This is a genomic window from Amycolatopsis sp. NPDC049253 (assembly GCF_040678995.1).
Classification (GTDB): domain Bacteria; phylum Actinomycetota; class Actinomycetes; order Mycobacteriales; family Pseudonocardiaceae; genus Amycolatopsis.
The window spans coordinates 131870-145919 of the sequence record NZ_JBFAQX010000016.1 but is presented as its reverse complement, the minus strand read 5'-3'; the positions used below and the strand labels follow the sequence as shown (position 1 = coordinate 145919).

At 71.4% G+C, this 14050-nt stretch carries 14 protein-coding genes; 9 read left to right on the top strand and 5 right to left on the bottom strand.

Features of this window, described 5'->3' with window-relative positions; translation table 11 throughout:
• Positions 1-80: 80 nt before the first annotated feature.
• Positions 81-1283, bottom strand: a complete 1203-nt coding sequence (locus AB0K15_RS30700; protein ID WP_364058070.1) for an MFS transporter — start codon at positions 1281-1283, stop codon at positions 81-83.
• 172 nt (positions 1284-1455) lie between these two features.
• On the opposite strand from AB0K15_RS30700, the gene AB0K15_RS30695 reads away from it, so the two are divergent.
• A complete protein-coding gene (locus AB0K15_RS30695; protein ID WP_364058067.1) occupies positions 1456-2949 on the top strand; it encodes a serine/threonine-protein kinase in 1494 nt (497 codons plus the stop codon).
• A 4-nt stretch (positions 2950-2953) separates the two neighbouring features.
• On the opposite strand, the gene AB0K15_RS30690 is transcribed toward AB0K15_RS30695, so the two are convergent.
• Both AB0K15_RS30690 and AB0K15_RS30685 read right to left on the bottom strand, forming a co-directional pair.
• Positions 2954-3595 carry an HAD family hydrolase gene (locus tag AB0K15_RS30690; protein WP_364058064.1) on the bottom strand — a complete coding sequence of 214 codons (642 nt, stop codon included), beginning with the start codon at positions 3593-3595 and terminating at the stop codon, positions 2954-2956.
• An 82-nt stretch (positions 3596-3677) separates the two neighbouring features.
• A complete protein-coding gene (locus AB0K15_RS30685; RefSeq protein ID WP_364058061.1) occupies positions 3678-4598 on the bottom strand; it encodes an SDR family NAD(P)-dependent oxidoreductase in 921 nt (306 codons plus the stop codon).
• Positions 4599-4710: 112 nt separating this feature from the next.
• Here AB0K15_RS30685 and AB0K15_RS30680 point away from each other — a divergent pair, with 112 nt between their 5' ends.
• The 7 genes from AB0K15_RS30680 to AB0K15_RS30650 all read left to right on the top strand — a co-directional run bounded on the left by AB0K15_RS30680 (position 4711) and on the right by AB0K15_RS30650 (position 10214).
• Positions 4711-5271, top strand: coding sequence for a helix-turn-helix domain-containing protein (locus AB0K15_RS30680; RefSeq protein ID WP_364058058.1), 561 nt, complete (start codon positions 4711-4713; stop codon positions 5269-5271).
• A 53-nt stretch (positions 5272-5324) separates the two neighbouring features.
• A complete protein-coding gene (locus AB0K15_RS30675; protein WP_364058205.1) occupies positions 5325-6011 on the top strand; it encodes a HEAT repeat domain-containing protein in 687 nt (228 codons plus the stop codon).
• The gene (locus AB0K15_RS30670) at positions 5998-6993 is read left to right on the top strand and encodes a HEAT repeat domain-containing protein (RefSeq protein WP_364058055.1); all 996 of its coding nucleotides are present in this window, start codon (positions 5998-6000) and stop codon (positions 6991-6993) included. Before AB0K15_RS30675 ends, AB0K15_RS30670 begins: the two co-directional genes overlap by 14 nt.
• 235 nt (positions 6994-7228) lie before the next feature.
• Entirely contained in the window at positions 7229-7486 is a 258-nt protein-coding gene (locus tag AB0K15_RS30665) for a hypothetical protein (RefSeq protein WP_364058052.1), read from the top strand.
• 10 nt (positions 7487-7496) lie between these two features.
• Positions 7497-7862 carry a hypothetical protein gene (locus AB0K15_RS30660; protein WP_364058049.1) on the top strand — a complete coding sequence of 122 codons (366 nt, stop codon included), beginning with the start codon at positions 7497-7499 and terminating at the stop codon, positions 7860-7862.
• 126 nt (positions 7863-7988) lie between these two features.
• Positions 7989-9185: a DNA polymerase IV gene (gene dinB / locus AB0K15_RS30655; RefSeq protein WP_364058046.1), complete on the top strand. Its 1197-nt coding sequence runs from the start codon at positions 7989-7991 to the stop codon at positions 9183-9185.
• A 219-nt stretch (positions 9186-9404) separates the two neighbouring features.
• On the top strand, positions 9405-10214 hold the full coding sequence (locus tag AB0K15_RS30650) for a hypothetical protein (protein WP_364058043.1): 810 nt from the start codon (positions 9405-9407) through the stop codon (positions 10212-10214).
• Positions 10215-10426: 212 nt separating this feature from the next.
• On the opposite strand, the gene AB0K15_RS30645 is transcribed toward AB0K15_RS30650, so the two are convergent.
• The gene (locus tag AB0K15_RS30645; protein ID WP_364058040.1) at positions 10427-10795 is read right to left on the bottom strand and encodes a VOC family protein; all 369 of its coding nucleotides are present in this window, start codon (positions 10793-10795) and stop codon (positions 10427-10429) included.
• A 62-nt stretch (positions 10796-10857) separates the two neighbouring features.
• On the opposite strand from AB0K15_RS30645, the gene AB0K15_RS30640 reads away from it, so the two are divergent.
• Positions 10858-11301 (top strand): MarR family transcriptional regulator, encoded by a 444-nt coding sequence (locus AB0K15_RS30640; protein ID WP_364058037.1) that lies wholly within the window; start codon positions 10858-10860, stop codon positions 11299-11301.
• Positions 11302-11367: 66 nt separating this feature from the next.
• Here AB0K15_RS30640 and AB0K15_RS30635 read toward each other — a convergent pair whose 3' ends face one another.
• Complete coding sequence (locus AB0K15_RS30635; protein WP_364058035.1) at positions 11368-13995, bottom strand: PKD domain-containing protein; 2628 nt, start codon at positions 13993-13995, stop codon at positions 11368-11370.
• Between the last annotated feature and the right edge of the window lie 55 nt (positions 13996-14050).

Sequence of the window (14050 nt, the reverse complement as noted above, 5' to 3'; positions counted from 1 at the left end):
AGCCCGACCGTGCACGAGAACCACGAGCACCACGAGAACCACGAGGAGGTGGGCCGGTCATCGGACGTGAGCCGTGAGGTTCAGGACGTGGCAGGTGGCGTGGCCCCGTCGAGAGGACTTCGACGGGGCCACGCCGCGCGCAGCCACGCCGTGGCGGCGAGGGCGGCGACCGTCGCACCGGCGACGGCCGCGACGGCCACCACGGTCGTGGGCGCGAGCACCTGGGTGAGCGCTCCGGCGGCCGCGATGGCCAGGCCCTGCGACGCCCGCAGTGCCGCGATCGCGACGCCGATCACCTGGCCGCGCTGCTCGGGCGGGGCGGCCAGGCTGTACTGCACCTGCGTGATCAAGTCGTGTGCGGAAAACATCCCGGACAACGTCCACAAAACCACCATCACGACGAGCCCGGGCGTCCAGCCCGTCGGCAGCAGCACGAGGCTGGTCGCGACGGCGAGCGGCCCGAGCAGCCGCGCCTGACGCACGCGCGGCACCCGGCTGAGCAGCACCGCGCCGAGCAGCGACCCGACGGGGTTGGCGATGAGCAGCCACGCCAGCACCCCCGTGCCGCCGAGCTGCGCGGCGATCGGCACGGCCAGGCCTTCGGGCACCACGTAGAACCCGCTGCAGCACGCGATCGCCAGCAACGACCGCAGCCGCCGGTCTCGCCCGACCAGCCGGCAGCCCGCGACGAGCGAAGCCCACTGGGAAGCCGCCGCGGGAGCCCGCCCGGCCACGTCGACCGGGTGCGGTCCCAGCCCCCACCGCAGCGCGAGCGCCGACACGGCGAACGTCACCGCGTCCACCGCCAGCGCGCCCGTCACGCCGAGCCACGCGACCACCGCCGCGCCGGCGCCGAAGCCGACCACGAGCGCCGCCTGGTAGGTCGAGGACAGCATCGCCTGGCCGACCGGCAGCCGGTCCGGCCCGAGGATGTCCGGCAGCACGGCCTGCCGCGCCGCCTGGAACGGCCCCGCCGCCAGCTGCACCACCACCAGCAGCGCCGCCGCGACCGGCCACGGCAGTCCCGGAATCGCCATCACGGCGACGAGCCCGGCCCGCAGCACGTCGGCCACCACGAGCACCGTGCGGCGCGGGAACCGGTCGGCCAGGCCGCCGAGCGCGCCGCCGAGCAGATCGGGCAGGTAGGTCAGCGCGTAGGTGAGCGCCGCCCAGCCCGCGGATTCGGTACGGTCGAACACGAGGACCGTGAGCGCGACACGAGCCAGTTGATCACCGGCGACCGACAGCACGTGCGCGAGCCACAGGGCCCGGAATTCGGTCACGCCGAACACGTTTCGGAATGACGGGGCCTCGGCGCTCATATGATCAGAGTGTCCCGGTTCGGCCACGCGGAGCAACCCCCGCGCCCACCGGTGGGTCGTAGGGACACCCGGGCGAGCGCCGTGAAAAACTTGGCGATCGCCGTCCGTGAACGTCGCACTGAGGGGTTTTTCGTTGACCGAGGAGAGCCGGCAGATCGCCGGTCGCTACCAGCTCGTCGAGCTCATCGGCAGCGGCGCCATGGGCATGGTCTGGCGCGGTGAGGACAAGATCCTCGGCCGCGTCGTCGCGGTGAAAGAACTCCTCATGCCGATGAACCAGGGCGAGGAGAAAGTCGCTGAGGCGAAGAGCCGCGCCATGCGCGAGGCCCGGATCGCCGCGCGCCTGCAGCACCCCAACGCCATCTCCGTGTTCAACGTGGTCGAGTACGAGGACCGACCGTGGCTGATCATGGAGTACCTGCCTTCGCGCAGCCTCTCGGCGAAGCTGCACGACGACGGCCCGCTGAGCGTCGACGAGGTCATCCCCATCGCCGTGCAGCTGGCCGGAGTGCTGGCCGCCGCGCACCGCGCCGGCATCGTGCACCGCGACGTGAAACCGGGCAACGTCCTGCTCGGCGAAGACGGCACCGTCAAGGTCACCGACTTCGGCATCTCCCGCGCGGTCGGCGACGTCACGCTGACGGCGACGGGCGAAATCTCCGGTACGCCCGCGTTCCTGGCACCCGAAGTCGCGCGCGGCGAGGAAGCCATGTTCGCCTCCGACGTCTTCGCCCTCGGCGCCACGCTCTACATGGCGGTGGAGGGCGCGCCGCCGTTCGGCACGGCGGACAACGCGATCGCCCTGCTGTACCGCGTGTCCAGCGGTTCGATCAACCCGCCGAAGCAGGCGGGGAAGCTGGAGCCGCTGCTGCTCAAGCTGCTGGAGCTCAAGCCCGAGGACCGGCCGTCGATGGCCGAGGTGCTCACCGAGCTGCGCGAGCTCGACGGCGGCGTCACGCCCGTCGCGGCGGTGCCGATCCCGCTGACGGTCCCGGCGCCGCTCCCGGCCGCTCCGGCTCCGGCCGTCGCTCCGACGACTCCCGCCCCGCCGCCCGTCGACCGAAGACGGCGCTCGATGGTCCTCGCCGGCCTCGGCGCCGTGCTCGTGGTGGTCGTCGTCGTGGTGATCGTGCTGGTGAACCGCAACAACGGCACGACCCCGACCGCCGGTGGCGCGTCTCCGGTGGTCAACTCGTCGTCCGCGAACTCCCCGGCGCCGACCACGAACCCGCCGACGACGCCGGCGACACCGCCGCCTTCGAGCACCCCGTCGGCACCCAGCAGCCCGCCGTCTTCACCGACGACGTCGAGCAGTTCGGTCAACTCGCCGCAGTCCATGGAGGCCGCGCTGACGAACTACTTCTCGCTCATCCCCGGCGACCTGCAACAGGGCTTCGGCCTGCTCACGGACAACTTCAAAGCCGCCAAGCACCAGACCTTCGCCACCTACCAGAACTTCTGGGACGACTACAGATCAGCGCGCGCGAGCAACGTGAAGTCGATCGGCCCGGACATGCTCAGCGCCGACATCACCTACGTGTCCGCCGGCGGGGCCAGCCAGACCAACCACCACACGTACCACATGGTCAACGACAACGGAGTCTGGAAGATCGACTCCGAGAGCTGATCGCTCACTCCAGCAGCAGTTCGATGGCCCCGGCAGCGTCGGCGACGACGTGGTCCGGGGCCTTTTCGTCCCCGCTCCACACGCGCCCGCGATCGACCCACACCGTGTGCAGCCCGGCGGCCCGGCCGCCGGCGACGTCGGTCTCCTCGCCGTCGCCGACCATCCAGCCGTCGCGCAACGGCGCCTCGCAGCGTTCCGCCGCGATCTCGAACAGCCGCCGGTCCGGCTTGGCGACGCCTTCGTGCTCCGAGATCGCCCACCCGTCCACGAGCCCCGCGACGCCCGTGCACAGCAGGGTGGCGAGCTGCTGCTCGGCGTTGCCGTTGGTCACCACGCCGATCCGCCAGCCCGCGGCCCGCAACCGCGGCAGGCCGGCCAGCACGCCCGGCGCGGCGGGGATCAGCGCCGGGTGCCGCTGCCGGTACGACTCGAGCAGCTCCGCGCCGGTGTCCCGCAGGGCGAACCGGTCGCGCACGGCTTTGAAGAAGACGTCGCGCGGCGCGAGCCCGTCCTGGTCGGCGGACGCGAGCCAGGCGGCGTCGTCGGGCGTCAGGCGGTGTTCGGCGCAGAACTCCCAGATCCAGCGCCGGAACCCCTCCGCCCGGTCGACGAGGGTGTTGTCGAGGTCGAACAGCACAAGCCGCACCGAACGACCCTAAGCAGACACCGCGCGCACCCGCACGCTGATCAAGCCCGAACGACCCGAGCGGCGCAGGCCGACCGTCGGGTCAGTGCGCGAGCAGCTCCAGGGAGACCTCCCACAGCAGCGTCGCCGCTTCGGGGTCGAGCGCGTGGGCCGCGACGCCGTCGCGCGACGGTGGGACGTGGGGCTCGGCTTCGTTGTTGTCCTCGAAGTAGCGGCCGCCGACGCCGGCCAGCAGGGGAGACGCGGCGAGCAGCACCGAGGTCGAGGCGCCCTGCTCGGTGGTCTTCCACGGGTACGTCTTGGCGATCGTGGCGAACTCGGCGTCATCGGCCTGGTGGCGCTGCAGGTTGGTGCGGATGCCGCCGGGCATGAGGGCGTTGGCGGTGATGCCGTCGGCGGCCCAGCGCCGCGTGGCCTCGACGGCGAAGAGCACGTTCGCGGACTTCGACTGGCCGTAGGCGGACCACGGGTCGTACTCGCGGCGCTCGAAGTGGATGTCGTCGAAGACGACGCCCGAGCGCAGGTGGGCGCTGGAGCTCACGGCCACGATCCGCGCGTCGCCGGCTTGCGCGAGGGCGTCGTGCAAGCCGAGCGCGAGGCCGAAGTGGCCGAGGTGGTTGGTGGCGAACTGGTGCTCCCAGCCTTCCGGCGTGCGGTTGAGCGGTTCGGCCATCACGCCCGCGTTGTTCACGAGGATGTGGAGCGGGCCCTGCCAGTCGCTCGTGAGCTTGGCGACGGAGTCGCGGTCGGCCAGTTCGAGGTGCTTGACGTCGACCGCCGCGTTGCCCGTGGCCGCCGTGATCGCCGCGGCGGTGCGATGCCCGGCCTCGGTGTTGCGGACGGCCAGCGTGACCTCGGCCCCGGCCTGCGCGAGCGCGCGGGCCGTCTCGACGCCGATGCCGGACGCGGCCCCGGTCACGATCGCGCGGCGGCCGGTGAGGTCCACGCCCGCGCTGACGTCGGCGGCGGTGGATTCCCTGGTGAACGGGGTGGTGATGCGCATGGCTTTCCTGTTCTGCACTCGATACGGAGGAACCTCCGGTTGAGTTCGACATTAACCGGAGGGTCCTCCGCTCGCAAGTATGCTTGAGTTGACGAGACGGAAGGGGTGAGAGGTGACCAAGCCATTGCGCGCGGACGCGCGGCGCAACCGCGACCTCCTGCTCGCGTCCGCGGTGCGGTTGTTCTCCGAGAAAGGCCTCGATGCCACGCTCGACGCGATCGCCAAGGACGCGGGCGTCGGCATCGGCACGCTGTACCGCCACTTCCCGACGCGCGAGGCCCTGATCGAGGCCGCGTACCGCAACGAGCTGGACCAGCTCTGCGACGCCGGCCCGGCGCTGCTGCGGGAGCTGCCGGCCGATCAGGCGTTGCGCACGTGGATGGACCGCTTCGTGGACTACATGACCACGAAGATCGGCATGTCCGACGCCTTGCGCGCCGTGATCGCCTCCGGTGGCGACCCGTACGCCCACAGCCGCGACCGCCTGAACTCCACCATCGAGCAGCTGGTCTCCCCGCTGATCGCCGCCGGCACCCTCCGCGGCGACGTCCTCGTGGACGACGTCCTCATCGGACTCAGCGGCATCGCACTGGCGGCCGGCGAGCCTTCGCAACGCGAGCAGGCGGGGCGGCTGCTCGACCTGCTGGTGGACGGCCTCCGCTTCCGCGGCTGAACCTCCGCCCTTGACCTTGACATCGTGACAAGGTCTTCACTGGGTTGCAGGAGGTGGTCCCGATCAACACGCCACACAAGAACCCCGACCTGCTCCAAGCGCTGGGCGCCGGCAACTCGTCGGTGCGGCTGCGGGCGGCGCTGGCGGCCGGCACGGACGCCGACCCCGGGCTGCTCGAAACGCTCGTGGCGCGGTGCGCGGTGGAGCCGGACTTCTTCGTGCGCGACATGCTGACGTGGGCGTTGACCCGGCTGCCGGAGGAGCTCACCGTGCCCAGGCTCGTCGTGGAGCTGCGCTCCGAGGGCGCCCAGGCGCGGAGCCAGGCGTTGCACACGTTGTCCAAGATCGGCGACGGGAGTGTCTGGCCCGAGATCACGCGCTCGTTGCTGCGGGACGCGGACGACGAGGTCGCGCGCAGCGCGTGGCGGGCGGCCGTCGTGCTCGTGCCCGAGGTGGGAAAGCCCGCATTGGCCGAGGAACTGGCGGCGCAGCTCGGACGTGGGGACCGGAGCCTGAAGCTGAGCCTGAGCCGGGCGCTGGTCGCGCTCGGGGACGGGATCGAGCCGGTGCTGGGGAAGGCGCTGGCGAGTGCCGACCCGGTGGTGCGGGCCCACGCCCGCGCGACGGAACGGCTGCTGCGCGACCCGGAGGCGGCGTTCGACCCGGCCGTCGACGAGGCGAAGCGGATGGCTGCGCTCGGACCGGAACGCGCGGCGGAGGTGGCCGGTGCTGATCGGTGAGGTGGCGCGCCGCTCGGGGGTGAGTGCCCGGATGCTCCGGCACTACGACACCCTCGGGCTGGTGCGTCCCACCGGCCGCACCGTCGGCGGCTACCGCGAGTACTCCGCCGAGGACATCCGGCGGATCTTCCACGTGGAAAGCCTGCGGTCGCTGGGGTTGTCGCTGCGCGAGATCGGCCGCGCGCTGGAGGATCCGGCGTTCGCACCGTCCACATTGGTCGGTGAGCTGATCCGGCGGACCGAAGACCGGCTGAAGCGCGAGCAGGAGCTGCTGGAGCGGCTGCGGCGGGTCGACGCGTCGGCGCCGCCCGGTTGGCAGGACGTCCTGCGCCTGGTCGAGCTGTTGCACGGGCTCGACTCGCCGGATGCCGCGCGCCGGCAGCAGGCCGCGCTGGCTCCGGCGGAAGAGGTGCCGGCGGAGCTGCTGGCGGAGGCCGTGCTCGCCGAACCCGACCAGAACGTCGCGGGCGCGTTGCGGTGGGCACTCGCGCGGGCGGGTGGCGACGCGCTGGCGAGCCTGGCGGCGGGCGTGCGTTCCGCCGACGTCGAAGTCCGGCGGCGCGCGGTCCGGGCGATTGCTTCGCTGCCGGGGGAGGACGCGTCGGCGGTGCTTCGTGAGGCGCTCGGGGACTCGGACCCGACCGTGCGGACGCGGGCCGCTTTGGCGTTGGGCGGCCGTGGTTTTCCCGAGGCCGTGCCGACGCTCGTCGCCATGGTCGTGGACGGTCCCAACGACGTCGAAGCGGCCGAGGTCCTGGGCGAGCTGTCGCTGGAGGCCTCGTGTGCCGGCCCGATCAAGGCCGCCCTGGCCGACGAGCTCGCCGCCCACACGCCGGATTCGGCCGTGCGGATCCGGCTGACGCAGGCACTTGCCGAACTGCCGGCGGCCGAAGATCTCCTTCAGCAGCTGACCCGGGACGGCGACCCGGCCGTCGCCCTCGTCGCCTCGGCTCTCGCGCGAATGCGGCGAGCCGGCAGCTGATCTCCGTCCGGGCCGGCGATGCCCACCTGGTGCGGTGATCCTGACCGCTCGAAGGTTGATCAAGGACCGCTGCGGGCGCGGCTGCGCGCGACCCGGTTCGCGCCGGACCCGGACAACGAGGACGAGAAGTACGGGCTCTCCACCGCGTACCTGCGGGGCCTGGTCGAGCAGTGGGCGGAGTTCGACCTACGGCGCCCTGGTCGCCGCCCAGATCACCCACCGGAACCCGGACGCGGTGGCCGGCCTGCACCTCGGCGTGCCCGCGCCGTTGCCCGCTTTCCAGGGCGACCGCTACTGGGACATCACCGGTGGCGCGCCGGTACCCGAGGACGCCTCACCCGAGCTGCGGCACGACCTGAGCATGTTCGTCGAGACACTCGCGTCACACGGGGCCGTGCACACCCTGCGACGCGCAGACCCTCACCCACGGGCTCAACGACTCGCCGGCCGGCATGCTCGCCTGAATCCTCAAGCGGTGGAAGAGCTGGAGTGACCAGTCCCAGGTGTTCGAGGACGTCTTCCCGGCCGACCACATCCTCACCAACGCGACGATCTACTGGGTCACCCAGAGCATCGGCTCCTCGATCCGCGCATACCAGAACGTCCACCTCTACCCCGAGCCCGAAGCGGACTGGACCACCCCGGGGGTCATCGTGCCGACCAGCTTCACCTTCCACCTCGGCGACCACGCCTCTCCGGGCATCGACACCGCGGAACAGTACGAAGCCGCGATCCGGCACGGCACCACCGAGATCTACGCCGACCTGCGTGAGGCCAACGTCCACCGGCGGGGCGGTCACTTCGGCCCGTGGGACAACCCCGGGGCCTGGACCCACGACCTTCGCCGAACATTCCGCCCACTTCGCTGAGCGGAGTGGCATCGCGGCCCGGCCCGCGACGACGACCGTGGACAGCGCGGGGACAGCCTCCGATGGCGCATGCTGGTCCGTTCGGGTGTCAAGGGGGCCGATTTTGTCGGTGCTCGATGCGAACATGTGTTCGTGTCGACCGAAGGCCCCATCCTCCACGCCGACCTCGACGCGTTCTACGCGTCGGTCGAGCAGCGCGACGACCCGCGTCTGCGCGGCCGGCCCGTGATCGTCGGGGGCGGGGTGGTGCTGGCGGCGAGTTACGAGGCGAAGCGGCTGGGCGTGCGCACGGCCATGGGCGGTGCGCAGGCCCTGCGGTTGTGCCCGCACGCCGTGGTGGTGCCGCCGCGGATGGCGGCGTACAGCGCGGCGAGCAAGGCCGTGTTCGAGGTCTTCCGTGACACGACGCCGGTCGTGGAGGGGCTGTCGATCGACGAGGCGTTCCTCGACGTCGGCGGGCTGCGGCGCATCGCGGGCAGCCCGTCGGAGATCGCGCGGCGGCTGCGCGCGGAGGTGCTGGCGCGTGTCGGGCTGCCGATCACGGTGGGGGTGGCACGCACGAAGTTCCTCGCGAAGGTGGCCAGCGCGGTGGCGAAGCCGGACGGGTTGCTGGTCGTGCCGCCCGAGGGGGAGCTGGAGTTCCTGCACCCCTTGCCGGTGGAGCGGCTGTGGGGCGTGGGGAAGGTGACGTCGGAAAAGCTGCGCTCCCGCGGGATCCGCACCGTGCGGCAGGTGGCGGAGCTGCCGGAGGTGGACCTGGTGTCGATGCTCGGGCGGGGTGCCGGCCATCACCTCCACGCGCTGTCGCACGGTCTGGACCCACGTCCGGTGCAGGCCGGGCGGCGTCGGCGGTCCATGGGGTCGCAGCGGGCTCTGGGGCGGCGTCGGCGGTCGATGGCGGAGCTGGACGAGCTGCTGGTGTCCATTGTGGACCGGCTGGCGCGGCGGCTGCGGTCGGCGTCTCGGCTCACCCGGACGGTGGTGCTGCGCATGCGGTTCGCCGACTTCACCCGGGCCACGCGGTCGCGGACGCTGGTCGAGGCCACCGACCACACCGAGACGTTGCTGGCCGCGGCGCGGAAGTTGTTGGTGGAGGCCCAATCGCTGGTCTACGACCGCGGGCTCACCCTGCTGGGGATCTCGTTCTCGAACCTCACGCCGCACGGGTCGGTGCAGCTGGTGCTGCCGTTCGAGATCGAGGACGGGGTGGCCGTCGACACGGCCGTCGACGGGATCCGCGACCGGTTCGGGAGCGCCGCGATCACGCGCGGGTCGCTGCTGGGGCACGACCCCGGGATCTCGGTGCCGCTGCTGCCTGACTGATCTCCACCGGCCGCCGGGTGAATCGGGTGAATAACTCACTGTGGATCAGCGCCGAGTGCTCTGAATGGCCCTGTAACGAACGAAGGGCTTCGGGCGACGGAGGGGCAGCTACGTTTTCCCGAGTCTTCCCGAAAATGCCAGAGCGGTACCCCTCGGACGAAATAGTGAGAAAGCATGGACAAGCAAAGACGCCGGCGTGGTATCACCATTCTCTCAGTGGTGGCGGCCTCCGCCGCGACGCTGTTCGTGGCGCCCGGCGCGGCGCTCGCGGCTCCGCCCAGCAGCGCGATCGACGTGAGCCCGACGAGCCTGCAGCGCGGTGAGACCTTCACGGTCACCGAGACGCTGTACAACACGCAGGACTTCGTCGTCACCGGCGCCAAGGCCGCGCTGTACGGCAAGGAGACGCCGATCACCGACGTCGCCGACGTGGTGTCCTGCAACGTCGCGTGCGGTGTGCTCGGCAGCAGCCTCCGCGCGACCGTCGGCGACCTCGCGCCGAGCCAGAGCGCCACGGTCACCTTCACCCTCAAGGTGAAGGACACCGCCCCGACCGGCTCGGTCACCCTGCAGGACCAGTTCGTCGGCGACAACTTCGCGTTCGAGACCCTCGACGGCCCGGCCATCAGCATCACCCCGGCCACCGACTCCGCCGACGTCGCCGTGTCGCTGACCGCCGCGCCCACGGGCGTGCTCAGCTCGGAGATCACGTACACGATCACCGCGAAGAACAGCGGCCCGGCCACCGCCACCGGCGTGAAGCTCCAGGCGACGCTGCCCAGCGGCCTGCAGTACTCGAAGTCCTCCAGCTGCACGGCTTCCGGCCGTACGGTCGCCTGCAACGTCGCGTCCCTGCCCTCGGGCTCCTCGGCCAAGGCGAGCTTCACGGCCCGCGCCGGCCTCCTGACCCTCGGCACGCTCACCACGACGGCCCAGCGCCAGGCGAGCTCCCCGACGGACCCCAACGCGGCCAACGACAAGGCGTCGCGCTCCTGCCACGCCGTCACCAGCCTGCTCATCAGCTGCTGACCCGCCCCCGCGAACCGGCCCGGCACCCCTTCCCATGGGTGCCGGGCCGCTTCACGTTACGCGGGTTAATGCACCGGTGGACTTTTTTCCGCACTCACCCGATCGGGTCGACAAGACATTTTCCACGCGGTCTGTCCACCCTGCCGGGATAACAATTCATCCGCGGCGCTCTTTCGCTCGTCGCATTCGTCCGAATGGGTTTCTTCGGGGAATCAGGCGCGGTCGTGGAGAGTGACCTGGTAGCCGTCGGGGTCGGCGAAGGTGAAGGTCCGGCCGAAGGGGCCGTCGATCGGCGCGGAGACGATCGGGTGACCGTCGGCGACGAGAGCGTCGTGAATGGCCTGGACGTCCGTGGCGTGGAGCCAGATGGCGGCGCCGATGCCGGGCTGGGCGACGGATGCGAGATCGGTGCCGGGAACGACGTCGCGGAGTGCGAACGCGATCGGCTTCGTCTCGAAGACGACGGCGTGCGGAGGTCCGGCCGGCGAGCGGACGAGGCCGAGGTACTGCTCGTAGAACGCCTGCGAAGCGCCGAGGTTGCGCGCTTGGAGCGAGATGAAGTCGGGGCCGGTGGCGGGCATGATGACGCTCCTTCTTTCGTGTCAGTCTTCTGACACGCGCCAACCTATGTCAGAATGCTGACATGAGTCAAGACGGCGTCGATCTGGACAAGTCCCTGGGCTACCTGCTGAAGGAGGCGTCGAGCGCCCTGCGCGCAGCCATGGAAGAGGTGCTGCGGCCGCTCGGGATGACGGTGACGCACTACTCCTGCCTCGAGCTGCTGGCTCAACGACCGGGCTTGTCGAACTCGGAGCTCGCGCGGGGCGCGTTCGTGACCCGGCAGTCGATGAACGTGCTGCTTCAGGCCCTGGAACGAGAGGGCCACGTGACCAGGCCGGCGGAGGCGCCCGTCGGGAAGGTTCTTCCTGCGCGGCTCACGCCTCGCGGCCGGCGGAAACTCGAGAAGGCGACCGTGGCGGTCCGGTCCGTCGAGGTCAGAATGCTGGCCGGTCTGACCGAGACCGAGCAGTCAGGCGCGTTCCGGATCCTGCAGAGCATGATCCATTCCCTGCGCGGCGGCAGCTGAACTTCGAGCGGTCACACAGAACGACGTGGTGCCGCGGCTGAACCTCTGCCGCGGCACCACGCGCCGTCAGAAGCCCATCCGGCAGCCCGACAGCACGATCTCCTGGCCGAGCAGCGTCACGACCCGCACGGCGTACTGCGCGAGCTGGCCGTTCGGCCCGGTGACCGTCTCGTTGAGGTGCACGGTCGCCACCCCGGGGATGCCGATGGTGACCGGGCCGGTGCCGATCGGCCGGCCGTTCAGCGTGCCCACGCGGGAAGACCCGTGCAGGCCGGTCTCGTCGGCGACGCAGGACGTCTGGATGTCCTTCAGTGAGATCACGCCACCCAGCAGCGAAGCGCCGGAGACGAGGGCGCCCGCGTTCGTGCGGCCGGAAGCCGCGTCGAGGGTGCAGTCGGCGTGGAGGGCCTGAACGGAGGCCAGCCCGAGCACGTTCAGCGAAGCCGTGGTGTGGTCGCTGTTCGGAGGGCAGCCGGCGAGCGGCGTCTTGCTGACGTTGATCAGGCCGCTCGCGCTGAGCGACCACGCCTCGGCCCGGACGTATGACACGATCTTGACCACGGCGGTGGCCGCGCCACCGTCGTCGTCGGTCACGGTGACCAGCACGTTGTGCGCGCCGACGCCGGTGAAGGCGTGCGAAGCGGTGCAGGTGCCCGAACCCGGCGTCTCGGCAACGGCGCCCGTGGCCACCGGCGAACCGTCGCCGAAGTCGACCGTGCAGGTGTGCGTGTCGTGCGTGCCGACGTCGGTGAACCCAGCGGTGACGCCGACGGACGCACCACGCAGCACGAGCTGCCCGTCGGGCGGCGACGAGATGCTCACGTGCGGCGCGACGTTCGTCAGCGTCAGCGTGGTCGTCTTCAGCACGGCCGGGTGGAGGCTATCGTCGGCCGAGAGCGTCAGCGTCCACACCCCGTCGTCGTCACAGGTCACCGTGGTGGACAACGCGGCGGGATCCCCGAAGACACAGGAAGTTCCACCGTCCACACCGGACTGCGGAGTCGCGTTCCAGTGCGTGGCCAGCGACGGGCCGTCCGGATCGGACACCGAACCGGCCAGCGCAACCGCCGTGCCCTCCTGGCCCGCGTACGGGCCACCGGCCACGACCACCGGCGGATCGTTCACGATGATCCGCACGATCGCCGTCGCCGCGCCACCGTCGTCATCGGTCACGCGCACCAGCACGTTGTACGTGCCCGAAACCGTGTACGCGTGCGAAGCCGTGCAGGTGCCCGAGCCCGGGGTCTCCGAGACCGAACCCGTCACGAGCGGTGAACCGTCCGCGTAGTCGACGGTGCACGTGTGCGTGTCGTTCTTGCCGACGTCGGTGAACGGCGCGGTCACCGCCACCGCGGCCCCGTGGTCGAACACCGCGTCGGTGGCCGGCGACGAGATGCTCACGTGCGGCGCGACGTTCGTCAGCGTCAGCGTCGTCGTGCGCGCCACCGGCGGGTTGATGCGGTCGTCGGCGGTCAGGGTGAGGGTCCAGGTGCCGTCGTCATCGCAGGTCACGGTCGTGTTCAGCGCTGCCGCGTCGCCGAACGAGCACGTCGCACCCGCGTCGACACCCGCGCCCGGCGCGATGCTCCAGTGCCGCGAACCGGCCGGGCCGTCGGGATCGGTGACCGTGCCGGCCAGCGACACCGCGGTGCCCTCCTGACCCGCGTACGGGCCACCGGCCGCCACCACCGGCGGCGCGTTCACGATCACGTGCGTGCAGTCGGCCACGGTGCCCGGGCCGCCGCCGTCGGTGCCGTGCGCGGTCACGCACAGCTCGTGGCGCCCCGGCGCGAGGTTGCCCGTGGCCACGGAATAGGTGACGGAGGCCGGACCCGTGCGGGGCAGCCCGGGGTTCACGTTCGTCACGGGGGTCGCGCCGCCGCCGTCGACCGACAGCGTCAGCGCGCTGAGCTGCGAGTCGATCACGCCTGGGAGCACGTTGGGCAGGTTGGCGGGGTCGGGCACGGCGGTGCAGGTGCCGCCGGTGAGGTCGGCGATGGCCTGCAGGCTCGCCGGGTACGAGGTCCCGGCGCAGCTCGCCCCGGCGCCGACGGCGAACGTGTAGTACGTGACGCTCGCGGGCACGGAGCTCAGCGGCGGCCGCACGTCACCGCCCGCGATGCCGTCGGAGAGGAAGACCACGATCTTGCGGTTCTCGGTCTGCGCGTTCGTCACGGTCGTCGCGGCGTTGATCCCGGCGACGTAGTCCGTGCCGCTCGGGAAGCTCTTCGCGGTGAACTTGCCGACTCCGCCGATGACGGCCGAATCGAGCACCTCGTTGATGTCGCGGGTGCCGTTGCCGTTGTCGTCGGCGGTCGGGGTGGTCAGGGGCTGGTCGCCGGCCGCGGGACGCACGTCGGCGGCGGCGCCACCGGTGCCGAACACAGCCGCGCCGACGCTGCCGATCACGGTGTTCGGGGCCGCCGCGTCGTTGTTGAGCGCCTTGGCCGCCGCGATCTCGCAGCCCAGCACGGTGGTGTTCGCGCAGCCGGAGCCGGTGCTGCCGGACACGTCGAGCACGTAGGTGAGCCCGGTGTCCTTCACCGCCGCGCCGGTGCCCACCGACGCGGTGCCGGTGACGGTCGCGGGTCCCTGGGGGATCACGGTGTTCTCGGCCGGCCCGGTCACGGTGACCGCGATGCTCGTCCCGCCCGGCAGGTTCCCGGTCACGGCCGCGGCCGGTAGCGCACTCATGGCAAGAGCCGTCACGGCCAGCGTTGCGGCGCCGGCCCACATTCTCGGTCTCAAG

What these genes read in the sequence shown, in the direction of transcription:
- AB0K15_RS30640 (WP_364058037.1), top strand. Translation starts at nt 10,858, where the DNA reads ATGAGTCAAGACGGCGTCGATCTGGACAAGTCCCTGGGCTACCTGCTG.
- AB0K15_RS30645 (WP_364058040.1), bottom strand. Translation starts at nt 10,795, where the DNA reads ATGCCCGCCACCGGCCCCGACTTCATCTCGCTCCAAGCGCGCAACCTC.
- AB0K15_RS30685 (WP_364058061.1), bottom strand. Translation starts at nt 4,598, where the DNA reads ATGCGCATCACCACCCCGTTCACCAGGGAATCCACCGCCGCCGACGTC.
- AB0K15_RS30635 (WP_364058035.1), bottom strand. Translation starts at nt 13,995, where the DNA reads ATGAGTGCGCTACCGGCCGCGGCCGTGACCGGGAACCTGCCGGGCGGG.